At 46.7% G+C, this 25,444-nt stretch carries 22 protein-coding genes; 20 read left to right on the top strand and 2 right to left on the bottom strand.

Features of this window, described 5'->3' with window-relative positions; genetic code table 11:
- Positions 1–54 precede the first annotated feature (54 nt).
- Complete coding sequence (locus CAP50_RS04045; protein ID WP_075101480.1) at positions 55–696, top strand: MarC family protein; 642 nt, start codon at positions 55–57, stop codon at positions 694–696.
- 124 nt (positions 697–820) lie between these two features.
- Positions 821–2,203 (top strand): NAD(P)-binding domain-containing protein, encoded by a 1,383-nt coding sequence (locus CAP50_RS04050; protein WP_075101481.1) that lies wholly within the window; start codon positions 821–823, stop codon positions 2,201–2,203.
- Between the two features lie 103 nt (positions 2,204–2,306).
- Here the strand turns inward: CAP50_RS04050 and CAP50_RS04055 are convergent, their stop codons facing one another.
- A complete protein-coding gene (locus CAP50_RS04055; RefSeq protein WP_075101482.1) occupies positions 2,307–2,909 on the bottom strand; it encodes a LysE/ArgO family amino acid transporter in 603 nt (200 codons plus the stop codon).
- Between the two features lie 209 nt (positions 2,910–3,118).
- Between CAP50_RS04055 and CAP50_RS04060 the strand changes: the two genes are divergently transcribed.
- The 3 genes from CAP50_RS04060 (at position 3,119) to CAP50_RS04070 (ending at position 5,263) form a co-directional block, all read left to right on the top strand.
- Entirely contained in the window at positions 3,119–3,859 is a 741-nt protein-coding gene (locus CAP50_RS04060) for a hypothetical protein (RefSeq protein WP_075101483.1), read from the top strand.
- Between the two features lie 135 nt (positions 3,860–3,994).
- Positions 3,995–4,666, top strand: coding sequence for a hypothetical protein (locus CAP50_RS04065; RefSeq protein WP_075101484.1), 672 nt, complete (start codon positions 3,995–3,997; stop codon positions 4,664–4,666).
- Positions 4,667–4,708: 42 nt separating this feature from the next.
- The gene (locus CAP50_RS04070) at positions 4,709–5,263 is read left to right on the top strand and encodes a hypothetical protein (RefSeq protein ID WP_075101485.1); all 555 of its coding nucleotides are present in this window, start codon (positions 4,709–4,711) and stop codon (positions 5,261–5,263) included.
- Between the two features lie 102 nt (positions 5,264–5,365).
- On the opposite strand, the gene rluB is transcribed toward CAP50_RS04070, so the two are convergent.
- Positions 5,366–6,289: a 23S rRNA pseudouridine(2605) synthase RluB gene (gene rluB / locus CAP50_RS04075; protein ID WP_075101486.1), complete on the bottom strand. Its 924-nt coding sequence runs from the start codon at positions 6,287–6,289 to the stop codon at positions 5,366–5,368.
- Positions 6,290–6,978: 689 nt separating this feature from the next.
- Here rluB and CAP50_RS04080 point away from each other — a divergent pair.
- The 15 genes from CAP50_RS04080 to folD all read left to right on the top strand — a co-directional run bounded on the left by CAP50_RS04080 (position 6,979) and on the right by folD (position 25,384).
- The gene (locus tag CAP50_RS04080; protein WP_075101487.1) at positions 6,979–8,019 is read left to right on the top strand and encodes a polysaccharide biosynthesis/export family protein; all 1,041 of its coding nucleotides are present in this window, start codon (positions 6,979–6,981) and stop codon (positions 8,017–8,019) included.
- 9 nt (positions 8,020–8,028) lie between these two features.
- Positions 8,029–8,505: a low molecular weight protein-tyrosine-phosphatase gene (locus CAP50_RS04085; protein WP_075101488.1), complete on the top strand. Its 477-nt coding sequence runs from the start codon at positions 8,029–8,031 to the stop codon at positions 8,503–8,505.
- A gap of 78 nt (positions 8,506–8,583) precedes the next feature.
- Positions 8,584–10,857 (top strand): GNVR domain-containing protein, encoded by a 2,274-nt coding sequence (locus CAP50_RS04090; protein ID WP_075101489.1) that lies wholly within the window; start codon positions 8,584–8,586, stop codon positions 10,855–10,857.
- A 96-nt stretch (positions 10,858–10,953) separates the two neighbouring features.
- A complete protein-coding gene (locus CAP50_RS04095) occupies positions 10,954–12,951 on the top strand; it encodes a polysaccharide biosynthesis protein (protein WP_083608549.1) in 1,998 nt (665 codons plus the stop codon).
- 129 nt (positions 12,952–13,080) lie between these two features.
- Entirely contained in the window at positions 13,081–14,880 is a 1,800-nt protein-coding gene (locus CAP50_RS04100) for an ABC transporter ATP-binding protein (RefSeq protein ID WP_075101490.1), read from the top strand.
- A gap of 29 nt (positions 14,881–14,909) precedes the next feature.
- Entirely contained in the window at positions 14,910–16,241 is a 1,332-nt protein-coding gene (locus tag CAP50_RS04105) for a hypothetical protein (RefSeq protein ID WP_075101491.1), read from the top strand.
- Complete coding sequence (locus CAP50_RS04110; RefSeq protein ID WP_075101492.1) at positions 16,238–17,209, top strand: polysaccharide pyruvyl transferase family protein; 972 nt, start codon at positions 16,238–16,240, stop codon at positions 17,207–17,209. Before CAP50_RS04105 ends, CAP50_RS04110 begins: the two co-directional genes overlap by 4 nt.
- A 29-nt stretch (positions 17,210–17,238) precedes the next feature.
- Positions 17,239–17,985 (top strand): glycosyltransferase family 32 protein, encoded by a 747-nt coding sequence (locus tag CAP50_RS04115; protein WP_075101493.1) that lies wholly within the window; start codon positions 17,239–17,241, stop codon positions 17,983–17,985.
- A 44-nt stretch (positions 17,986–18,029) separates the two neighbouring features.
- On the top strand, positions 18,030–19,133 hold the full coding sequence (locus CAP50_RS04120; RefSeq protein WP_075101494.1) for a glycosyltransferase: 1,104 nt from the start codon (positions 18,030–18,032) through the stop codon (positions 19,131–19,133).
- 119 nt (positions 19,134–19,252) lie between these two features.
- The gene (locus CAP50_RS04125) at positions 19,253–20,296 is read left to right on the top strand and encodes an EpsG family protein (RefSeq protein WP_075101495.1); all 1,044 of its coding nucleotides are present in this window, start codon (positions 19,253–19,255) and stop codon (positions 20,294–20,296) included.
- Positions 20,293–21,174 (top strand): glycosyltransferase family 2 protein, encoded by an 882-nt coding sequence (locus tag CAP50_RS04130; protein WP_075101496.1) that lies wholly within the window; start codon positions 20,293–20,295, stop codon positions 21,172–21,174. Before CAP50_RS04125 ends, CAP50_RS04130 begins: the two co-directional genes overlap by 4 nt.
- Positions 21,175–21,259: 85 nt before the next feature.
- A complete protein-coding gene (locus tag CAP50_RS04135) occupies positions 21,260–22,405 on the top strand; it encodes a glycosyltransferase (protein WP_075101497.1) in 1,146 nt (381 codons plus the stop codon).
- A gap of 17 nt (positions 22,406–22,422) precedes the next feature.
- Positions 22,423–23,034, top strand: a complete 612-nt coding sequence (locus tag CAP50_RS04140) for a sugar transferase (protein WP_075101498.1) — start codon at positions 22,423–22,425, stop codon at positions 23,032–23,034.
- 10 nt (positions 23,035–23,044) lie between these two features.
- Positions 23,045–24,286 carry a DegT/DnrJ/EryC1/StrS family aminotransferase gene (locus CAP50_RS04145; RefSeq protein WP_075101499.1) on the top strand — a complete coding sequence of 414 codons (1,242 nt, stop codon included), beginning with the start codon at positions 23,045–23,047 and terminating at the stop codon, positions 24,284–24,286.
- A gap of 207 nt (positions 24,287–24,493) precedes the next feature.
- Positions 24,494–25,384, top strand: a complete 891-nt coding sequence (folD, locus tag CAP50_RS04150; RefSeq protein WP_075101500.1) for a bifunctional methylenetetrahydrofolate dehydrogenase/methenyltetrahydrofolate cyclohydrolase FolD — start codon at positions 24,494–24,496, stop codon at positions 25,382–25,384.
- Positions 25,385–25,444: the final 60 nt, after the last annotated feature.

The following is a 25,444-nucleotide window of genomic DNA, read 5'->3' on the forward strand; positions in this document are numbered from 1 at the left end:
GCGCCGTGATGACCTGACTTTAGCATCATTGCTGCAACAGATAAGCGAGACTCAGTGAACACTGAAATAATCAAGATAATCTTAGCCTTTTTGGTGCTGATCAATCCATTTAGCGCATTGACGTTGTTTTTGGATTTGACCCGCGGTTATTCGATGAATAATCGGCGCAAAGTGGCGCGTGTTGCTTGCTTGACCATTTTTATTACCATCAGCTTTTTTACTGTGGCAGGGGAGACCTTGCTTAAGCTGCTGGGTATTTCTATCGGCTCGTTTCAGCTAGCGGGTGGTATCTTGGTGTTTTTGATTGCGCTCAACATGATGAATGGGGAAGGTAACCCCGTCAAACCCGATCAAGAAAACTTCGATGTCGAGTATGATAAACACGCGGCACCAAGTACCGCCTCTGCTGTCGTGCCGCTCGCTATTCCGATGATGATCGGTCCTGGCGGTATCTCCACCGTCATCATTTACTCTTCGCAAGTCTCTGGGATTTTGCAAGTCTCGGCCATTCTTATCGCTGGATTGTTTATCAGCTTGTTTTGCTACTTGGCCTTGATGGCGGCAGGCCGTATTAGCCGGCTGCTGGGCGATACTGGATTAAATATCATGAGCCGCATCATGGGCATGCTCTTGGCTGCAGTGTCTATCGAAATCATCGTCAATGGCTTGCGTACCTTGTTTCCTGCCTTGGTATAACCGCTTGTCTGACGATTGAAAGCATGTGCGCTTGTGTAACCAATCACCAAAGGCGCTGGCAAAAAACGCCATTAATGAAAATATGTTATAGTAGTGATTCACTATTTTTTTACAGGAGTTGATCTTGAGTAAGAAAAGAATTGCTATTTTAGGAGCAGGTCCAAGTGGTTTGGCGCAGTTGCGTGCCTTTGAAGCAGCGCGCTTGGCAGGTGTAAAAGACTTACCTGAGATAGTTTGTTATGAGAAACAAAACGCCATTGGCGGTATGTGGAACTATAGCTGGCGCACAGGTCTAGACAGAAATGGTGAGCCCGTCCACGGTAGTATGTACCGCTATCTATGGTCAAATGGCCCGAAAGAATGCTTGGAGTTTGCAGACTACTCGTTTGATGAGCATTTTGGTGAGCCTATCCCCTCATACCCTCCGCGTGAAGTCCTAAAAGACTACATCATGGGCCGTATCGACAAACAAGACATTCAAAAATATATTCGCTTTGAATGCCCAGTACGCTGGGTGGCTTTCGATGATGACACGCAAAAATTCACCGTCACGGTGATGAACCATAAAACCGACGAGCAAGAAGTCGAAGAGTTTGATTATGTTGTGGTTGCGACAGGGCACTTTTCGACGCCAAACATGCCGTACTTTGAAGGTCTCGAAGCCTTCCCTGGCCGTATCTTACATGCTCACGACTTCCGTGATGCCCTAGAGTTTAAAAACGAAGATATTTTACTTATCGGTAGCAGTTACTCCGCCGAAGACATCGGTACGCAGTGCTATAAGTATGGCACCAAATCAGTAACCATCAGTTATCGCAGCCAGCCACTTGGCTATGAGTGGCCTGAGGGCATCAAAGAAGTGCCATTGGTGACGCATTTTGAAGGCGATGTGGCGCATTTTGCTGATGGTACCAGCCAGAGCTTTGACGCCATCATTATGTGTACCGGCTACTTGTTCCATTTCCCATTCTTGCCGGATGAGCTGCGTTTGCAAACGCATAATTGCTTGTACCCTGCCAATCTTTATAAAGGTATCTTTTGGCAGCCCAATCCCAAGCTTATCTATTTAGGCATGCAAGATCAGTACTTTACCTTTAATATGTTTGACGCCCAAGCGTGGTATGCGCGTGATGTCATCATGGGTGAGATGGCGCTGCCGGATTTGGCAACGCGTGAGGCCGATGAGCAAAAATGGCTGGAAACCTATGCCAAATGCGTCACGGTCGACGACTCCATCGACTTTCAAGCGGCTTATATTCGCGACTTGACCGATGCGACGGACTATCCTGAGTTTGCGGTAGAAAAACAAGGCGATATTCTAAAGCAGTGGCAAAAGGACAAAGCAGAGAACATCATGACCTTTAGAGAAAAGGCCTACCGCTCGACGCTGACGGGCACGCTAGCGCCTGAGTTGCCAGAGCCGTGGCTGGATGTGTTAGATGACTCGCTTGAGCACTTTTTAAACTTGGCATTTGTCCAGCCCAAAAAGCACAAAAAAGCCTCATAAGCAGTTTTTATCTATAAGTGTTTATTGTAAAAAACCAAACCTTCAAGTGAGGGTTTGGTTTTTTTAGGTTAAGTCATCCATCTTTGATGATTAGCTTTGATGATTAGCTTTGATACAGATGCCATGCCAGATAGAGCATCAAGATACCGACGAGGGCGTCCAAAATATTCCAAGCTTTTGGTTTGGCAAACAGCGGCTTGAGTAAGCGCGCGCCATAGCCCAGCGCAAAAAAGAAAAAGAAAGACGCGCTGACGGCACCAGCGGCAAACACCACTTTGCTATTAGCGCCTGTTGAAACCATGCCGACGAGCACCAATGTATCTAAATAGACGTGCGGGTTGAGCCATGTAAAGCCAAAGCACAGCAGCAGCGCTTTTTTTAGGCTGCTGACCACTTGACCCTCGACGGTCAGTGCATGTGATAGGCGCACACTGGCATATAGGCTTTGTAGGCCATAACCGAGCAAAAACACCACGCCGGCGAATTTTGCGACATCGACGATGTGCGGGTAGCGTGCTGTCACGGCACCAAAGCCGCCGACGCCTGCTGATATCAAGATGGCATCGCTAAGGGCACAAAACAAACAGACAAAAAAGATGTGCTCGCGCTTTAGCCCTTGTTTGAGTACAAAGGCGTTTTGCGAGCCTATCGCAATGATGAGCGATAGCCCAAGCAAGAAGCCAGAAAGAAAGTCAGGGGCATACATAATTAAGTGCTTAATCGGTGGTGGAGCGGGGCGGATAGTGCCAGCGGCGCTGACATTTTGCGTACTGGCAGCATCATAAAAAACTGTTAAGATACGCTATTGATTGCACCGATGCAATAAAGCAAAGCCCCTTACTGTAAAATGGGTATGTAACAAGAGGCGTGTATAACAGAGAGGTAAGATCGGTCATGGTGGTAAGTTTGACAAGAATGCTACAGTCATTTGGGCAAGCCCAAGACGATCTGCCAGCGCAAGCGGCCTTACAGGCGCAAAAGACAGCGAGTCACTATGAGTGCCAAACAAAGAGCAAAGGCGGCGAGCAGGCAGATGACGACAATATCAAGAACCCGCGTACTACGCTGACGCCACCTGAGCGTGCCGACCGTATCTGTGCGGCATTGGCGCAAGTGGGTGATGCGCGTTCGGCCACACCGCTCACCGACCGCTATCTGGCCAATCACGCACAAATGCGCCCAGCCAACAGACCCCCTTTTGACCCTGATACCTTATGGTATCTCAAACATGGACGTTGTCCGATTATGACTGAGCTTGTAGATGTGGTCGATGAAGCCACCTTAAACGCTATGCCCATCGAGGCGGTGGCGATACTCGATAGAATCAATGGTAAGCTAAAGCGCTACCGTGAGTGGAGTCATGAGCTCAACGATGAGCAGCAGCAACAGCATAACGAGCGGCAGTTCGTCATCGACAAGCTGGTGTCTGAGAGTATCCCCGAGGCGCTGCATCATTATGAGCAGCTGCAACGATTTAGCCCGCACCGTACTAGAAACCATACAGCACAAGGCAAGATGAGCGCAGGCGATATGCTGACGGATTTGTTTTTAGAGATTGACTACGAGCTTGATGAGCTGCTCGATGAATTGCACAACACCGTGATGAGCCGCCTTGCTTCTACGCATCGCTATGTCAAAAGCCGCACGCAAAGCTAAGCTAAGGGCGGCGGTTGTGACTGCGAACTTGCTCTCATTGATACCACTATTGATACCGTTTTATACCGCGGTGCTTGCCAACCATTTTGCCAAAAAAAACGGCCAAAAAACTTGCCATAAAATAAGGATCAGCCAATGACCCAAATGACTGCGATGTTTATCATGTTTGTATTGTATGGTGTGCTACCAGCGGCTGGGTTGTACTTGGGATATCGTGGTATCAAAAAAATGACCGCGCCCAAAATGCTGGAGTATAAGGCGATGCCGCAGCTGGGTTATATCCCCGAAAAAAGCCTACCGGCTGATATCAAGGTGATGCTGGCGCAGATCAACGAAAAAGGCGAAAAGCTGCGCGTCATTTATGGTGATACCAATAATGATGGTAAGATTGATGACAAAGACACTGTCAATGAGACCTATATCATGATTCAAAATCTCATGGACAGACATGTGCCGCTGGCGGTGGCGGACTATCGGCGCTTGCATGACTTAGATGTGGGCGATGGTGCGCGCGCTGATACGACCAAAATCAAGCACTCCAATGTGACAGGCAAAGAGGCGCTGCTTGAGGTACTCACCACCATTGACGCGCAGTTTGATGATTTGCTCAATGCCTCCTATCACCAAGATGGGCAAAAGCTACTCGCGACCAATCGCTATCTACAAAAACGCTTTAAAACGCCTGCTGTCAGTCACGAAGGACAAAACCTCGATGACAGTGCTGACGATGAGGCAGGTATCCAAACGCTTGAAACCCCAGCTGGCGCTGCGACCAAAAAGGCGCGCGCTGACGATATCAAACTGTAAAGATTAAAAGCTAAGCACAATAACGGTAAAAGAGTAAGATATATGAGTGTGCTCATTGGTGTCGGTATCGTGACGACCATCACGACCATTTATTTGGGTAAAAAAGGCTGGCAAGCGCTGCATAAAGCCGTCGGCATCACCCCAGGCGTGCTTACATATCAAGATGATCAAGCGCCTTTGTCATTGTCTTCAATCACATGGCGGCATCTGCGTTTACACAAAAAACATCTACAGCGTTTACCAAACGATCAGCTGCGCCAGCTGCAGCGTATCGACGATAAGGTGAGTCGCTATCAGTCTTATCAAAAAACACAACAGGCTGATGATAAGACGCCGACGGTGACCGAGTCGCAGTTTGTGCTACAAAAGCTGCTGTACACGCGCTTGCCTGACACACTAGCCAGTTATGATTATCTGGTCAGTATCGATAGCGCTGACCTATCACAGACAGAAAAAAAAGCAGAAGCCGGTGAGCTGTTGCAGCAGGTATTAGACCATATCGAGCAGCGTCTAGATGCGTTATTGGACCAGGCGCAGACGCAGCATCTACAAGCGTTACGCGTGATGAAAAACTATGTCGAGAGCCACGATCGTTAAAGGATAGGGCAAAACGACAGCAAATGGCGCAAAAAAAGCTGCCTGTGATATCTCTCACAGGCAGCTTTTTTTATGATCTAGGTGTATGAAGCCTCAGTAAAACTAACGCTTATCGCCGCGACCACGAGTGTGCCGAGTGCCGCGACTGGCAGGGCTGCCGCTGCTTTTCGGTTTGCTACTGTGCGACTTATCGCTACGACTATCGGCACGGCGCGCTTTGAGCGGTTTGCTTTTGATACGTTCTTGTTTTTCTTTGGCCGCGCCGTGCAGACCTGTACCATAACGCGGGCGCAAACTGACTAAGTCGGTTAGGGTGTTGATCTCTTTTTTGTCCAGCTCCAAGAAGCGGCCTGTACGCAGCTCTTTGGGCAGTGAGATCGTACCATAGCGGGTGCGCAATAGACGGCTGACCTTGAGGCCTTGCGACTCAAACAAACGGCGCACTTCGCGGTTGCGGCCTTCTTTTAGTTTGACGTGATACCACTTGTTGACGCCTTCACCGCCGCCTTCTTTAATGTCTTCAAACTGCGCCATGCCGTCCTCTAGCATGACACCAGCGGTCAAGTTGCGAGCGATATCAGGGGTGACCTCACCCAAGACACGTACCGCATATTCACGCGTGACTTCACTTGAGGGGTGCATCAAGCGATGGGCCATCTCGCCATCGTTGGTAAACAATAACAGTCCGGTTGAGTTGATGTCCAAACGGCCAACCATCACCCAGCGATCGTGGGTCAGCTTTGGTAGGCGCTCAAACACAGTCGGGCGACCTTCAGGGTCTTTTGCCGAGCATACTTCTCCTTCAGGCTTGTAGTATGCCAAGACGCGGCGGCGCTTTTCGTTTTCGGCGTTGTATTTGATCTGACGACCATCTACCCGTATCTCATCGCCTTGCTGCACGCGATCACCAATGGTCGCAGGCGCATTATTAACAGACACGCGGCCTGATCTGATGACTTCTTCCATCTGACGGCGTGAACCTAGCCCCATACGGGCGAGGGCTTTTTGTAATTTCTCATCTTTCATAATCATGTCCTTGAGTCGGTGGGTTTACATTTCTCAATGTAAAAAATGAAGTGTCTATTCTACGCGAATTTCAAACATTTAGCACGCAAACTGGCATACATGCTCTAGGGGAAAGTTCTATCAAGTGGCCTTTAGCTCGTCCAGATAGTTCTCGATTGATCTGAGCAGATGTCCTAGTTTAATAAATAAAAGTTTGCTTGGTTAACTTAATAACCGGTGGGTATTAGGGACACCGAGTCAATGAATCAGATCATTATGAATTAACAAATAGTTACATTTGACCATAAGTAAAATTAAAAAATTCATATTGGACCTTTGGTTTTATTAAACTAAATATGAATTTGCCATGTCTATAGAAGTATATATAACAAACGAAGAATGGTGGTGCTATAAAGAAAAATATATTTTTAATTCTTTATAGTCAGAATGCGATAAGGGTAAAAACTGCTTCAAGCCTTTAAGTATAAGGGTTTAATGACATAAATAAGGGCTAATAAATACTTTTATATGAGTGTTTTTAAATATTGCGTTACGTATATTTTAAGTGTATATTCAATAAATACATTCTTTTTTATGAATATATTAGTAATGGCAGCATGCGATGGTTTGATTCACCAATATAAATATGAGTAACTGTTATGGTTTATAAATATTTCTCTTATGTACATAGGCGCGTGATAACACGCAGCATGGCTGGTTTATTACTAATGGCATCGTTTGCTGGTTGTACGATAAATTCAGGACTTCAGTCTGGAAAACTGCCTGAGTCTGGCGCATTCGTCGCAGAAAACGGTTTACCGTTTTACATCCAACCACTGAGTCTGGCCAATTTACCTACAAAACAGCCCCTCGCGCCCAGCGCAGATTTGTATCATTTATTAAAAACGTCTGGCGCTACCAGCTATGGCATCGCCAAGGGCGATATCCTGAGCATCATACTCACCAATTACCCAGATATTAATGCCTCTACCGAAAGCCTTACGGTCGATCAACAAGGGTTTATCCAGTTTCCACTAATCGGAAGGATCAAAGCGGCGGGGCTGAGTGTGCCGCAGTTTACCGCGACGCTACAGCGCCAGCTACAGCGTTATCTAAAATACTCAGATCCGCAGGTCAAAATCATCAATTACCGAGGCAGTAAGTTTTTTGTCGATGGCGCGGTCAAGCAATCTGGTGAATTTGCGATTGCTGATGTGCCCATCTCATTATATGGCGGTATCTCTATGGCAGGCGGTGTGTCCGAGACGGGCGATGCAAATCACATCATTTTACATCGGCAAGGCAAAAGCTATCCGCTAGGAATGCGCACCTTAAACCAGATGGGGCTATCTGCCAATCAGATCTATCTAAAAGATGGTGACGCGATTCATGTCAACAGCCAAAGCCGCAACAAGGTCTATGTGTTAGGAGAGTTTGGCAAACTCGAGCCCGTCGCCATTCCAGAGCAAGGGTTGAGCTTGGCGCATGTATTGGGGGAGTCAAATGGCCTAAACCCAAACACAGCCAATGCCGCGAAGGTCTATATCGTACGTGACAATCCACAAAGTAAATTTACCAACATCTATTATGTCGATATGCAGAGCATCACAAGCTTTGCACTAGCAAGTCGTTTTGAGATGCAAGCCAACGATATTTTATATGTCGACCCAACGGGGCTAGCACGCTGGAATCGTGTCATCAGTGCCATCTTGCCATCGACATCGGCCATCAATGTAATCTCAGGGATATAGGAGTCGGTCATGGAAGCGTTTGACAACTTGCTGGTGGTTTGTGTGGGCAATATCTGCCGTAGTCCGATGGCCGCTGCCATCTTGACAGAATACTACCCTAAAAAGTATATCGACTCTGCTGGGCTATCAGCGTTGGTCGATCAAGGCGCAGACCCAAAAGCGGTGTCATTGATGGCGACGTATCAGATAGACATCGGCGCTCATGTTGCCAAACAGATCAACACCGCGCTGGTTAGTCAAGCGGATTTGATTTTTACCATGTCGACTGGCCAAACCAAGTGGCTCGAGAGTCGCTGGCCGCATTGCCGCGGTAAGACATTTCGGGTCGGTCATTGGCTGGATAAAGACATCATTGACCCTTATCAGCAGGACGATAGAGCGTTTGAGAAAAGCCGGCAAGATATCGCCGATGGGCTCAAACAGTGGCACAAGAAAATGCAGGAAGTAACAGCGATCAAAGCGTTAAGGATGAGCGAGTGCTATTAGGGTGTGTCCTTATTTTGATTATCATATTTTAAATAAGAACACGCGAGCCAACTAACATTAAGCGATGAGTAAATGGTTATGAATAATATAGATTCAAAAGACCTATCGATGCCTACAGGCAAAAAAGACAACGACGACATCGACTTAATGGCGCTGGCTTTGGTATTGCTGCGCGGCTGGCGAATCATTGCGGTGATAGCAGTGCTTGGGCTTTTACTTGGTCTGTTATATAGCCGCTATGTCAATCCGACTTTTAAATCAGATGCGCTGATACAAATCGAAGAAAATACCCAAGGAGTTGAGGCGCTGGGCGAGAGCATCTCAGAGCTCGTCGGGACGGAAGTCAGTAAGGCGGAAACCGAGGCGGAACTGATTCGCTCGCGGATGATATTGGAGCCAGTGGTTGAATTTCTGCATTTGCGCATAAGGCTTACGGACCCAAATATCGGCCATCTCGACAAACTAAAAAGCGACGGTATCGCCACTCAGGTAAATACTCCTGATGAGGTGTCGCTCGATACCGAAAGCGGCGCCGTCAAAGTCAGTCAGTTTCAGGTAGCGCCTGCTTATCTGAACCAAGCCTTTACCTTGACACGATCGGAGACAGGGTTTGTGCTAAGTAATGGCGTGGACAAGTTTCAGGGTCAGATCGGTCAGGCGCATCAGTTCCAAGGCGTAGAGGGGCTGATAGCTATTTTGGTCACAGATTTGCCTGCCACAGCTTACCCCGTTCAGATTCGTAAGCAAACGCTAAAGACGACAACAGATGCCATCAATAGCGCGCTGTCGGTCGAAGAAAAAGGCCAAAAGACAGGCATCCTCCAGCTGTCGATGGTGGGCGGTAACCAAGAGCAGGTCACCACCATACTCAATCAAATTGTCCAATCTTATGTGGCACAAAACCAATCTCGCGGCTCTGAAGAGACTACCAAAACCTTAGCCTTTATGGAAACGCAAATACCGCTACTAAAAGAAAAGCTAGAGGCTGCCGAGGCGCGCTTTAATGATTTTCGTAAAAAATACGGCACCATCGACGTGGGCAAAGAAGCGGAGCTGTTATTAAACGAAAAATCCCGCATCGATGAGCAGCTCAATGAGCTTAATCTCAAAAAAGCAGATCTGACCACTTATTATACCGAGCAGCATCCCTTGGTCGTCCAAATCAATCAACAGCTCAAGGTGCTCAACAATCGAACGCGAGAGATAGGCAATACCGTTGCAGGCTTGCCTGAGATACAGCGAGAGTTTTTAAAGCTATCAGAAGACACGGCCATCAACCGAGAAATCTATCTGACCCTACTCAAAAACTATGAGCAGCTCAAAATCGTCAAAGCCGGTCAAATTGGCTATGCCCGTATCATTGACTCACCGACCAGCACCTTTAATGCCATTGCTCCAAACAAGCTACAGATCATGATGCTTGCCGCCTTGGTCGGCACGATGCTCGGGGTCATCATGGTGCTACTCAAAAACCTGATGAGGAACGTGGTCAAAGACCCAGAGCACCTAGAAGCCAGCACGGGCATCCCTGTCATTGCAACCATTCCACGCTCGCCTTTGTTATCCAGATTGAGCAAAAAGAAAAAAGCGCACGCGCGTATGCTCGCCCATGTCGATCACAGTAGCTTGAGCTATGAGGCAATCAAAAGCTTAAGGACCAATTTGATCTTTGGAATGCCGACAGGCACCATCACCGAACAGCCAGCACAGGTCATACTGATCACAGGCGAGAGCCCAGGTGTTGGTAAGTCGTTTATTACAGCGAACTTATCTGAAGTATTTGCACAGCTGGACAAAAAAGTCTTAATCATCGATGGCGACATGCGCTTAGGGGAGCTGCATCAGATGTTTAATAAGAGTGCAGAGGATGGGCTTGCTGACTATTTATTACAAGATAAAGAAACCGTATTTGTAAATGACGAGCAGCCGACAAGCGTACAAATAGACAAGGCGGCGTCTGTTTTGACCATTGAGAGCATCATTCACCCCACTGGTATGGCACAGATCGACTTTATACCGCGTGGACGACAATCGGCCAATCCTACCTCACTGCTGATAGGCGAGTCGTTTCGCCAGCTGTTGGCGGCGCTAAAGACGCGGTACGACTATATTGTCATTGATTCGCCGCCGATACTCGCCGCCTCAGACGCCATGGTACTAGCGCAGCAGGCAGATAAGGTGCTGATCGTCACAAAGTTCAACCAATCCGTCGAGGGGCAGTTGGTCTATGCCATCAAGCAGATGAACAAAGCCAATATAAAAGTAGACGGTATTGTATTAAACGATGTGCAGCAAGGTTTGATGGATAAATATAGCTATCACTACCATTATGCCTATGGGGATAATCGCTGACGTACTCTTTACGATCATTCATGATAATAACGACGTTTTATCATCATGCTAGGCACATAACATGGACACATAATACAGCGGAAGTAGGTGGATCTTATGTTTATAAAGACAGAGTCTAACAATGCTTATCAAGCGTCTAATGGTTTTGATCGACGATCAAAACGTGCGGCTCTGTATTTGTTGTCGCTACCGCGCCCAGCCAAATGTAGTCTGTTATTTGGTATCGACTTTGCGGTATCCAATGTTTGCTTGCTGCTCGCATTATCGTTACGTTATGGATATATAGATTTGCATATCGGTATTGCCGCTCAGCTCTTTTATGCCTTTATCCCTGTCGCTAGTTTGTATCTTATTGGTTTTTATAGAGGGGCGTCTAGAGGGTTTTTTGATGCGCTCATGAGCCGCGTATTACAGCTGTTTTTATTATTAATTATCGTCTATCAGCTCATTATTTATCTTAGCCCAGCAGTGGCGATACCACGCTCTGTGCCTATCATCTTTTTATTTTTGATGTTTATTTGGTTATGGAATAGTAGGCTGCTGATACGTACCTTATTAAAGCGTGTGCAAAGCACCAAGAAAACCCGACATCCAGACGGCTGTTGTGACAATGTAATCATCTATGGGGCAGGAGAGGCCGGCCGCGAGCTATTAGCCAGCCTAAGAGACTCCCGTCAATACAATGTGGTGGCATATATCGATGACGATCCTCAGCTGATAGGGGCGTACCTACATGGCAAACAAATCTACGCGGCGCATGCGCTGCCATGGCTAATTGAGACCCTGAAGGTAGCGCAGGTGATTTTGGCCATGCCGTCTACGAGCCGTACACGAAAAAAACAAATCATGGACAGCCTCTCAGGTATCTCTGTCAAAATCAAAGACTTGCCTAGTCTGCGCGAGCTGGCTGATGAAGTCGTGACGGTCAGTCATATACGGCCTGTAGATATATTGGACGTGCTGGAGCGAGAAACGGTCGAGCCGGTCGCAGAGCTGCTACAAAAAAACATCTCTGGCAAAAACGTCCTAGTCACTGGAGCGGGTGGCTCGATTGGCAGTGAATTATGCCGTCAAATCATCAAAAGCAAACCCAACTGCTTGGTGCTATACGAGCAATCTGAATATGCGCTATATACCATCGATCAAGAGCTTAGAGCTTTAGAGATAGTCGGGGCTGAGACGGCGCAGATTACGATTGTAAGTGTGATCGGAAGCGTCAGTAACGAAAAAAAATTAACCGATATATTCAAAAATAACCATATAAATACCATTTATCACGCTGCCGCTTATAAGCATGTGCCTATCGTGGAGTCCAATCCGTTTGAAGGCATGATTAATAACACCAAAGGCACCTACCACTGTGCCCGTGCTGCGATACAAGCGGGCGTCGATACATTTGTCCTGATCTCGACCGACAAAGCGGTACGACCGACTAACATCATGGGCGCATCCAAACGCTTGGCGGAGCTGGTTTGCCAAGGGCTAAGTCAAAGTAGCAGCCATACCTGCTTTAGTATGGTGCGTTTTGGCAATGTTTTGGGATCGTCAGGCTCTGTCGTGCCGCTATTTACCAAACAAATCGAACAAGGTGGCCCCATAACCATCACCCATCCAGACATCACACGCTATTTTATGACGATTCCAGAGGCGGCCAGTTTGGTCATTCAAGCGGGGGCGATGGCGTTTGGAGGCGAGGTGTTTGTGCTGGACATGGGTGCACCGGTCAAAATCGTTGATCTTGCCAAACGCATGATTCGTCTGACAGGTTGCGAGCTCAAAGATGACAGTAACCCCAAGGGCGATATTGAGATTGTGTTTACAGGTTTGCGGCCAGGAGAGAAGCTCTATGAGGAGCTGATCATCGGTGAGGATAATATCGAGCCGACATTTCATCCTCTGATTATGCAAGCCATGGAGCATAGCTTTCCGTTGGCAGATATCGAAAATATCTTGTCTGAATGTATAGACCGCGCCACCCAGCAGGACGTGGCGTGGCTCAAGACCCAGTTTAGATGTTTTGTCGAAGGTTACCAAGAAGGCTGCGGTACGGCGATGCCCACCGAGGAGAATGCCTTGCTAAACGAGGTTGGCTGATAACTGGGCAGTCTTAGGCTCGGTCAGTGTTGGCAGTGTTTTTTACCGTAGCATTTTTACCTTGGCATTTTTACAAACATAACGTTTTTTACCAGAGCGTTTTTACAATGACCTGTAGTTGAGTACATCATGTTTAACGTCATTAAACAGCTGTTTTCTCTGCTGACAGACAAGCAGAAAAAGCAATTTTATATCTTACAAGTGCTGGTGGTCATAATGGCTTTTACAGAGCTGTTAGGGATTGCCTCTATAGCGCCGTTCATGGCGCTGGTCGGTGATATAAGCATTCTAGAAAAAAACGCGGTGTTTGCTGAGCTGTATCAGATGTCGGGTCTAGATAGCCCTATGGATTTTTTGTTTTATAGCGGCGTGCTGGTGCTGGTCATGCTGACGTTTTCGACGTTGGTGTCGATGTTTACGATATGGAAGCTGTCTATCTTTGGGGCGCGCATCGGTACCGAAATCGCTGATCTGCTCTATACCTATTATATGCAGCAAAGCTGGCAGTTCCATGCTAGCAGTAGTAGCGCGCAGCTGACCAAGCAGGTATCGACTGAGGCGGCGCGTATCAGCATCGGTATCATGCAGCCGCTGGTACAGATGAATGCCAAGATTGTGTTGGCCGTCTTTATCTCTATTAGTATCGTCATCTATGACCCGCTAATCGCGGTACTTGGGCTGGTCATTTTTTCGCTGGCATATTTGCTGTTGTACCGCTTGGTGCGCGAAAGACTGATGGCGAATGGGCAGCGGCTCTCGAGGATTTCGACTGAGCGTTTTCGGCTGATGAATGAGGGTTTTGGTGGTATCAAGGATGTCTTATTGCTTGATCGCAGTCATGATTTTATCAAAAGCTTTCAAGACAGTGGCAAGGTCTTTGCGCATGCGCAAGGCACCAATATCGCCATCAGCCAAGTGCCACGCTATTTTATCGAGCTTATCGCCTTTGGCGCGATGATATCGTTGGTGCTACTGCTGATCAAGCTGCATGCTGGCAACTTAGGTGAAGTGTTACCGATTTTGGCTGTTTATGCGCTGGCCGCCTTTAAGCTACTACCAGCACTGCAGCAAATTTACTCTAGCATCTCGCAAATCAAAGGCAATATCGCCGCTTTTGAGGCAGTAAAAGAGGATTTGGAACGCGCCTTTTATCAACAAAAAACCATCAGTCAACGTCCTGTACCGCCGCCGATGTCGCTTAAAAAAAGCATCACCCTAACAGAGATTGGCTTTAGTTATGCTGGCAAAAACACCGCAGCAGTCAATGGTGTCAATATGCGCATTCCTGTCAATAGCGTGATAGGTTTGGTCGGCTCGTCAGGCTCGGGAAAATCCACCTTAATCGATATATTGCTTGGTCTACTGACGCCGCAGCAAGGCTGTCTGTATGTGGATGGTACGCGTATCACCGATAAAAACAAGCGCGCTTGGCAGGACTTATTGGGGTTTGTGCCACAAAGTATCTTTTTGAGTGAAGGCAGTATCGCAGAAAACGTGGCGTTTGGTATTCCCATATCCGATATCAGAACAGATCAAGTCTATAGAGCACTGATTTTGGCCAATCTTATGGAGTTGGTCGAGCAGCTGCCAGAGGGCATCGATACCAAAGTGGGCGAGCGCGGTGTCAAGCTCTCAGGCGGCCAGCGTCAGCGTATCGGTATCGCGCGGGCACTCTATCACGAAGCGACAGTGTTGGTGTTTGACGAAGCCACCAGTGCGCTCGACGGTATCACAGAAAAAATAGTCATGGATGCGATTCATGAGTTTAGTGGCAAAAAAACCATCATTATGATTGCCCATCGTCTAAAGACAGTAGAGCAGTGTGATCGGATTTATTTTATGGAGCAAGGAAAAATCATTGATTACGGCACGTACCAAGAGCTTGTGGTTCGTAATCTCAAGTTTAAAGAAATGGCAAGGCATGCTTAAGTTGGGCTTACTTTTATAAGGATATGATGATGTCAAATTTTATCGTAAATAGTATCGATCTGACAGGCGCTGGGACTCGTATCTCCTATGAGTACGAGGTCTCAGACGACATAAAAAAGTATTTTAAAACGCCTTTTTTTATTGAATACGACTGTAGTGTGGCAGAGGTGCCAGAGAGCATTTTGATCATTCCATTATTGGCCAATATATTGCCCATCTCTTGGCTGGCAGGGTTTGATATTACGATAAATACCCTTGACCGTCAGTTTTACCAAGCGGCTTTAGATATCAAGGCCGTCTTTATCAAGGAGTTTCCAGAGATTCTAAGCCATTCATCTAGTCTTATGGTCAATCAGCTAATGGACAATACCGCAGCCTACCACCGAGACAAAGGCAAAAAAGACGCTTTATTGTTTAGCGGCGGCGTGGATGCATATGCTTCGTACTTTAATCATCAGCAAGATGACGTGGATCTGATACTGATACAAGGGGCTGATATCCCGCTGAACGATAGCAAGCAATGGGCGACTGCCAAACAAAATATCAATAATGAGGTGATATTGCAGCAAAACCACAAGCACTATATCGCCATGAATTGCCGAGATTTTTATACGTATCGAGTCAAAGAGCTGGTCTATGGGGGCGGCTGGTGGGGTAAGGTGCAGCATGGACTGACGTTGACCTGTGCGGTGGCACCGCTGGCTTACAAAAAAGGCTATCACTCACTTTATATCGCTGCCACAGATACCATTGGTTTTCAAGTGTTTTGGGGCTCGATGCCTGATATCGACAACAATGTGCGGTGGGCTGGCACGCAGGTGGTGCATGATGGCTACCACATGCACCGTCTCGATAAAGTGGAGTCCATCATCCAAAACGCCGAGCGGTTAGAAAAAAACGTCAACCTTCGCGTTTGTTATTCCGAATTAAACAACGGCCTAAATTGCAATAAGTGCGAAAAGTGCTATCGAACCATTTTTGCGCTGACGTTGTTTGGTCGCAACCCCAATCATTTCGGTTTTGCGGTGGATGGCAGTGTGTACACGCATATCGAGGCGCTATGGGCTAAGGGTTTTGCTAATGAAGGGGTGCGTTATGACTGGGTACCTATGCTGAGTCTGTTGAGCGCTGATAATTTATATCAGTTTGCAGAACACAATCATAATACCGAGCGACACAATACCGAGCAACACAATACCGAACGACATAGTGCCGAACGACTAAAAGATAGCCTCAAAGTAGCGCTTGACGCCACCATCACACAAACAGACTCTAAGGTGGATAAAGGCAAAAGAGCCATCATTGCTACTTTTCCTAAAACGTTTAAAAGCTATTTAAAAATCAGGGAGTTATTGAGATGAAATATGGTTTGATGACGTATGCCGAAAACAAAAGAACGTTTAATATTGGCGACTATATCCAAAGTCTGGCAGCCAAGCAGTTTTTGCCGCAAGTAGACTGTTTTATCAATCGAGAAAAGCTGGCTCGCTATACAGACAGCGAAGCCAAGCTGATTATGAATGGCTGGTTTACGCACAATACCACCAGCTGGGTGCCGTCCGCACACATAAACCCTTTACTTATCTCCTTTCACGTAAACAACTCAGCGGCGCCCAATATGCTCAGCCCTCAAGGCATTGCGTTTTTAAAAAGCAAACAACCGATCGGCTGCCGTGATCACTTTACAGTGAAGTTATTGCAAGAAAAAGGCATCGAGGCTTACTTTTCAGGATGCTTGACCCTGACTTTAGATAGCTACCAAGCCTGCGAGGCTGAGCGCGGTGAGGATATCTATATCGTCGATCCATTATATGGGTTTCCCAACAAACAGCGCATTTTTTACGACATCAAATCCCTGCTAAGATCGACACGTAGCGGTGATGTTTTTCACATGCACATCAAGCAGCAATACCTCAAAAAAATATTTACCAAAGAGCTATTAAACAAAGCGCAAGTCATTCATCAAGAGCTGCCAGCAAAGACGTATTCAGAGGCACAAAAATTCATCATGGCAGAGACGTTATTGCACAAATATGCCCGCGCAAAATTGGTCATCACTTCACGTATTCATTGTGCGTTGCCTTGTCTGGCTTTGGGTACGCCGGTGATTTATCTCAATGGCTTTGATAGTTTTGTTGATTCATGCCGATTAGCGGGTTTGGCAGATTTGTTTAATCGTGTGGATGTCGAGCGCTCGACGGGCAAAATCAGCAACAACTTCCATGCAAACGGCAAGATAGGCTCAAACGCCAACCTTGCCAACCCAGTGCGATACAAAGCCCTAAAGACGGCCATGGAAGCCACCTGCCACGCGTTTATTGAGGCATAACGGACGCGTGCCTAAAAGGAGTTAGGACGATGCATATCGATAGAGTGATTCATTACTGCTGGTTTGGCAAAACCCCCAAGCCAGACTCAGTGTTGGCCTATATCGCCAACTGGAGAGAGATGCTGCCCACCTACCAGATAATCGAATGGAATGAAGATAACTTCGATATCGATTGCTGTCAGTATGTCAAAGAAGCTTATGCTGCAAAAAAGTATGCGTTTGTTAGCGACTATGCGCGGTTGTTGGCGCTCTACCAGCATGGCGGGGTGTATTTAGATACGGATGTTGAAGTCTGTAAAAGCCTTGATCCCTTGCTGGCGCGGGGTGTCTTAACCTTTGGTTTTGAAGAAGGCCATTACGCCGCGACAAGCACCATGATTGCGCCCAAAGCCAGTACTTTCATCGCTGACTTTATAGACAGCTATCACGCCAGACATTTTATTGATAGTAACGGAAAGCTAGACACCACCACCAATGTCCAAGTGCTGACCGCCTTATTAGAAGCAATTGGGCTGGCAAAAAATGGCGTAGAGCAAGTCCTGCATTATCAAGACGAGGAAATTGCCGTTTTGCCGCAGCGCTTTTTATCTCCTTTTGACTATCTCAATCATCAAGACAAATCCAGCGACCATACTTATACCATTCATCATTTTAGTAACTCGTGGGCCAGTGTGAGCAGCCTCAGAAAAAACAGAATAAAAAAACTGATAGGCAGTCGCGGCGTCAGAGTATTAAGAAAAATACTGAGCACGCGCTTTAATATCAATAGTGTTTAGACAAATGACAAATGACAAATGACAAATGACAAGGTGTGATACCAATGAATGCGATAAAGATTTGTATTATAGCGGATCAAATATATAAAAGCGGCGGCATCGAAAGGGTGCTGTCACATCGTATCAATCATTGGATAAAGGACGGCTATGAAGTACATCTGATTACCAGTGAAAACGAGGGGCGCAGCCCATATTTCTTCTACGATTTGCGTCTGGTGCGGCATGATTTAGCCGGTGGGTTTGATAAATCTATTTCTTTGCTGTCGCCATTGAACCTAAAGCTGGCCTATCGATATTTTTTTAAATTAAGAGCAGCTATAAAAAATATAAACCCCAATGTGATTGTGATGACAAACTACAATTACGATTATTATTTTTTGCCGTTAATCGCGGCTGGCACTCATTGTATTAAAGAGTATCACTCTAGTTTTTCTCAAAAAACAAATGCGATAGACAGGCTAAAAAAATACTATACTAAATTTTATGATACCCATGTTTTTTTGAGTAAAGAAGAGGCGCATTTACATTCGCTTCATGATTCAGTGGTCATACCTAATCCCGTCGTTATGAGTGATGACTCTCCTTGTGAGCTGACAAAGCGCCGCAAGGTCATCATGACGGCGGGGCGTATCGTTGCTATCAAAGGTTTTGAGCGCCTGCTTGCTAGCTGGTCAGCTATCGCCAGCAAGTATCCAGACTGGCGGCTGGAGATTTATGGTGATGGCGAGCATACATATATACAGTCATTGCAGGCGCTGATCGAGCATCATGATATGGCGGCAAATACCGCAATTTATCCGTCTAGTCCCGATATCATCAGCAAAATGCTGGACAGCCGTATATATGCCATGAGCTCGTTGTCAGAGTGCTTTCCGATGGTGCTGTTAGAAGCCATGCAATCTAGAATGGCTATCGTGGCCTTTGATTGCCCGACAGGCCCGCGAAATATCCTCAAAAATAACAAAACCGGTATTTTAGTTGAAAATCATCATATCAGTGACTTTTCACGCTCTTTAGAAAAACTAATGACCCGTACAGATCTGGCACAAACGCTTGCCAATAATGGGTGTTTAGAAGTGAGGCAATATGACGCAAAAGCAGTGATGAAAAAATGGAACACTCTAATCGATAAGGCTTGTTTTTCATAAGTGGTTTATAACCAGATATTTATAGTCAATGTTTTAGGATTATAAAAAATAGTCGTGGTGTAAATATACATACACACCAATTGATAATAAAGAAATATATATTGTCTAAAGAGGGATAAATGCTGCCATACCTGCTCATGCTTGGTTTTGTCACGTTTTGGATAGTGCTGGAGAAGCACGCTCTAAATCGTACCTCTTTTTGGCTACCATTATTTGTTTTGACTGTATTTGCAGGGTTTCGTAGTGATCAGGTCGGCACAGACACGACAAACTATACTAGAAACTTTAACCATCAGATAAATGCAGAGTATTTTCAGTTTAACGATGATATTGAGATTGGGTATCAGCTATTAGAATATGCGATATTGAATTTTACCAGTCAGTATTTTTGGCTGCTGACAATCACCAGCTTTGTCATTGTATATTGTTATCTCAAGATAATAAAAAAATATAGTGTGAACTATTGGTTTTCTGTTTTTTTATTTATTACTTTAGGGGTTTATACATTTTCTTTTAATGGGCTGCGTCAAGGAATGGCGATGGCGATATTTACTTTGGCCATTCCTCATTTGTTAGAAAAAAGACTGATACCTTATTTGTTGTGGTGCGCTATCGCTTCATTATTTCATGTCACTGCGTTATTTATTATCCCGTTTTATTTTATTGTGAATTTAAGAATAAAGCCGACATACAAGGTCTTTGCCACGTTTATAGGGTCGCTATTGGTCAGTGGGTTGTTGGTATCTTATATCTCCTCGACCAATGATAGGTATGAGAGTTATGCCAGCGCCTCCACCGAAGCGGGTGGGTTTTTGACTATTGGTTTTTATGTAGCGCTCATGATTTTGCTTCTGGCAGCGCGCTATATATACAAAATCAAGGATGTGGCTTTTCAAAAGCTGCTGACGTTTTATGCTTCAGGCGTGGTTTTTGTCATTCCTTTGGCCATATTGGGTACCAATCCATCAGGGCCACAGCGGCTATTGACATATTTTACGTGGGCATTGGTTTTGATAGTGCCTATGGTCTTTAAACGAATAAACAACGTTTATCTCTATATGCTGAGCATCGTGGTGTTTTTGCTGTACTTTATATTGACGACTTCGCGATTTAGTGATTTGAGCCCGTATCTTCTTAATCCGACATTTAAGGTTTTGTTATGAAAAACCAAACGTACGTCTCTATCGGCATCCCCATCTACAATGCTGAGGCATATTTGGCAGACGCCATCAAATCCATATTGGCACAGACACATGAGCGGTGGGAGCTGATACTGCTAGATGATGGCTCAACGGACGGCTCGCTGGCCATTGCTCAGCGCTTTGCTGCGTCAGATGACAGAATAAAAGTCCTCTACGACGGGGCAAACAAAAAGCTGCCTGCCCGCCTAAATCAGCTGATCGCTGTTGCTCAATATGACTACGTGGCGCGAATGGATGCTGATGATTTGGTGCATCCTGACAGGTTGGCGACTCAATTGCGTTTTTTAGAAAAAAATCCAGATTATGATTTGGTGTCTACCGGCGTGGTCTCTATCGATAACCACAATCAGGTATATGGTTGCCGTCACGTGGAGCACCTATATACAGGGTTTGAAAAAATAGAAGCCGCGTACCCCATCGTGCATGCCTCCATACTCGCAAAAAAAAGCTGGTACCAGCGTCATGCCTACAATGAGGCATACCCCAGATCTGAAGATTATGATTTGTGGTGCCGAGCCATCGCCAGTCAAGACCTAAAATTGGCGGTATTGCCGGATTTGCTTTATTACTATAGAGAAGAGGGGAACTTGTCATTAGCAAAAATCATTAGATCATACAAAGACAGCTTTCAGACATATTGTGACTATAAAAACCCTCGCCGTTTAAGCGCCACGAAGCTGGCTGGCTCAATCAAGCTGGCTGCCAAAGTGAGCACCGTCAAGCTGCTGGATTCAGCGGGGCTGCTACAAAAAATAGCCAATAAAAGAAACAAGCTCACAATGTCTACTGCGCTCAGGGCGCAGCATCAAGCTGTGGTCGATAGTATCTGCGGTATATGAAGTTTGATAGATGTTGATGGCGGTTTAATAGTGGATATTTAATCCAATCATCATGCCCATAACAACCAAATGCTGAGGTGTACAAATGACGTCAAAAATATGCTTTGTGATGACCGATGCGGTGTCATTTAATCTGCTGTACCGTGACCAGCTGGAGTACCTCAGAGATCAGGCAGATATCGATATCACGCTGATCTGCGGCGGCAGTCCAGAGCAGCTTGCTACATTGCGCGCACGCAATATAGGTGAGGTGGTTGATTTGGATTTTCAGCGTCAGCCCAGTGTGTTAAAAGATGGTAAGGCGCTTGCTCGATTAAGTGCCTATATGCTAACCCACCGCTTTGATGTGGTTATTTATATCACCCCAAAAGCGATGCTTCTAGGTAGCATAGCAAGCGCGATGACCCGACAAAAAAGAAGGATTGCGTTTAGTGTCGGCCGTCCTTATGAGAATTTTTCCGGAATAAAAAAACGCGTGTTTCAGGGTTTCGATGTCTTGAGCTTTGCGCTATCACACGAGGTGCTGTTTGTCTCAAAGTCCTTACGCAGCGTATGTCTAAAAGAAGGTCTCGTCAATAAAAGCAAAGCGCGGGTCATCGATCAAGGCTCGTTTAGCGGCATAGATGTCAAGTGCCTGACGCCCGTCTCACTAGAACACAAAAAGGCATTGAGACAAAAATATCAGCTGCCTATAGATGTCTTTGTCATCTGTGTGGTCGGGCGTGTATGTACAGATAAAGGCTTTGCGGATATCGGTGCCATCGCTCAGAAACTAAAAGAAAAAAACATCCATTTTATCTTTGCAGGCGACTTTGAGGATACGCTCGGAGAAAGCGTCGTTGAGACTATTGTCAAAGACAATAAAGGCGTATATCTGCCCACCAGTATGGATGTGCATGAGGTGTTTCAATGCGCTGATTTACACTTGTTTTTGAGCCACCGTGAGGGCTTTGGAAACGTCGCTATCGAGGCGGCCAGCTGCGCTATTCCAACGTTTGCTTATGATGTCGTTGGTGTCAAAGATAGCGTAAACGATGGGGTCAGCGGTCGAAAGTTTGCGCTCAAAGACATATCTGCTGTCGCCGAGGCCATTGCTTATGCTGCCGATGACGCACATTTCAAAACCCGCTATCCGCAGGCAAGAGACTGGGCGATGTCACATTTTGAGCGCCAGCAGCTATGGGACGACTATCTAGGTTTTTACTTATCCAATGTGGATCATAGAGACTAGCAGAGGCAGGCCAATATATGATGAAACGACTGTTTGATATCACCATCGCCACCACCGCGCTGATTGTGCTCTCTCCGGTATATGCCATTACCGCTTATCAGGTCAGGCGACACTTGGGAGCGCCAGTATTGTTCCGTCAGACGCGCCCAGGCCTACATGGCAAGCCGTTTGAGATGATAAAGTTTCGGTCGATGAAGGATGGTGCTGATTTGCACGGCAAGCCACTAGAAGATGATGAGCGTTTGACGCCGTTTGGCAAGGCGTTACGCAATAGCAGCCTCGATGAGCTGCCTGAGCTGTGGAATGTTATCAAAGGTGATATGAGTCTGGTCGGCCCGCGGCCGCTACTGATGGAGTATCTACCGCTATACAATGCTGAGCAAGCACGCCGGCACGACGTGCGCCCAGGCATTACAGGTCATGCACAGATCAATGGCCGCAATGCCATCGGCTGGGACGAAAAATTTGCCCTCGATATTTGGTATGTCGATCATCAGTCGTTATGGCTGGATACAAAGATATTATTAAAGACTATCAAAAAAGTCATACGTAAAGATGGTATCAGTGCTGATGGTGAAGCGACCATGAGTAAATTCACTGGCAACCGCGTCGATACAGGGACGCTTTGATGAGGAACTTATGCTAAACATTCCGTTTTCACCATGGCCCAGCTTTACCAAAATCGAGGCCGATGCCGTCAGTCAAGTCCTGTTATCCAACAAGGTAAACTACTGGACAGGGCTAGAGTGTCGTCAGTTTGAGACGGAGTTTGCTGAGTGGGCGGATAGTAAGTATGCCGTTGCGATAGGTAATGGTACGTTAGCATTGGACGTGGCGTTACAAGCCTTAGATATCGGCGCAGGCGATGAAGTGATTGTCACCCCGCGTACTTTTATCGCCAGTATCTCATCGGTAGTCAATGCTGGCGCGAGGCCTGTATTTGCTGATGTCGATGAGGCGACTGGAAATATCACACCAGACTCTATCGCGGCAGTGTTGACGCATAAGACCAAAGGCATCGTCTGTGTGCACTTGGCCGGCTGGCCTTGTGATATGGATGGCATCATGGCATTGGCAGATCAGCATAATTTATATGTGATAGAGGACTGTGCGCAGGCGCATGGTGCGCGTTACAAGGGCCGTAGCGTGGGTAGTATCGGGCATATCGGTGCGTGGAGCTTTTGCCAAGACAAAATCATGACCACAGGCGGTGAGGGCGGTATGGTCACCACCAATGACGAGCAGCTGTGGCGAAAAATGTGGGCATATAAAGACCATGGCAAAAGCTATGCTGCGGTCTATGAGACCGAGCATGCGCCTGGCTATCGCTGGCTGCATGAGAGCTTTGGTACCAATTGGCGTATGACTGAGATGCAGGCAGTGATTGGGCGTATTCAGCTACAGCGTATGAGTGACTGGACAGCCAAACGTACCGCTAATGCGCATGCAATACTAGATGCCTGTGCTAAATGGGAAGCAAAAGGCTATCTGTCGGTGCCAAGACTAGAAGCATCAGCGCAGTTTGCAGATTCGGCCCACGCCTATTATAAGCTCTATGTCTATGTGCAGTCAGACAACCTACCTGACGGCTGGTCGCGCAATCGGATTATTGCAGAGATAAATGCGCTGGGCGTGCCTTGCTTTTCAGGGTCTGCCTCGGAAGTGTACCGTGAAAAAGCCTTTGATAATACCGGCTTGCGTCCTAAGACGAGACTGCCAGTTGCCAAGCAGCTCGGCGAGACCAGCCTGATGTTTCTTGTGCATCCAACGTTGACAGAAGACGAAATCAAGCAAACTGTACAGGCGATCGATCAGGTGTTTGGTGCCGTGAGCGCTCGCGTCTGTGGCGATATGGATTGTGGTGAGATAAACAAGGATTGACTAAATCTGTGCATGCGAGAGAGGGAGTCGCCGAGACATTTATCGGTTACCAATGTCGGTAGGCAAGTTTTATATCGCGCTAGGATTTTTTGCCGCAGGCAGGTACAATATCGGTATTCATCCTATATTGACCAAGCATAAGACAGGCATGCAAGTAGTTGCGGGCGCTGTCTTTACTTTTTTATCGTACCCTATATTGGAGTTCTTATGTCTACTGCCCAAGCGTCTGCCACCTTATTAGATGGTAAAGCCCTTGCCAAACAAATCGAACAGCAACTGAGTGCGCGTGTAGACGCTATCAAAGCTAAGACGGGACGCACCCCAAGTCTAGCGACGATATTGGTCGGTGATGACCCTGCCTCTGCGACCTATGTACGTATGAAAGGCAATGCCTGTAAGCGTGTCGGTATGGATTCTATACGCGTTGAGATGCCAAGTGCTACGACTACCAAAGAGCTGATGGCAAAGATTGATGAGCTCAATAACGACCCTGATGTCCATGGTATTTTGCTACAGCACCCCGTCCCTGCGCATATCGATGAGCGCGCATGCTTTGAGCAAATTGACTTGGCAAAAGACGTCGATGGCGTGACTTGTCTTGGCTTTGGTCGTATGGCGATGCAGCAGTCTGCGTATGGCTCTTGCACACCGCAGGGTATCATGCACTTATTGGCGCATCATAATATCGAGTTATCAGGTAAAGAAGCCGTGGTCGTTGGCCGTAGTGCTATCTTGGGTAAGCCGATGGCGATGATGTTATTAAATGCCAACTGCACAGTGACGATGTGTCACTCAAAAACACAAGATTTGGCCGCTCATATCAAGCGTGCTGATATCGTTGTTGGCGCAGTGGGTGTGCCTGAGCTGATTAAAGCTGAGTGGCTCAAAAAAGGGGCTGTGGTGGTCGATGCAGGTTTCCACCCAACAGATAATGGCGGCGTTGGCGATATCGAGCTGACAGGCGTTGAGAGCATTGCTAGTGCTTATACGCCCGTACCAGGCGGCGTAGGCCCGATGACGATTAATACGCTTATTCGCCAGACAGTAGAAGCCGCTGAAAAATCAGCAGGCCTGAGCGGTGGTGATATCAGCGAATGAAGCCGCTAAGCGAGCAAGATACAAAACACTCAACCGAATCGCACACTCATAAAACAGACG

Source organism: Psychrobacter sp. L7 (genome assembly GCF_002810365.1).
GTDB classification, from domain to species: domain Bacteria; phylum Pseudomonadota; class Gammaproteobacteria; order Pseudomonadales; family Moraxellaceae; genus Psychrobacter; species Psychrobacter celer.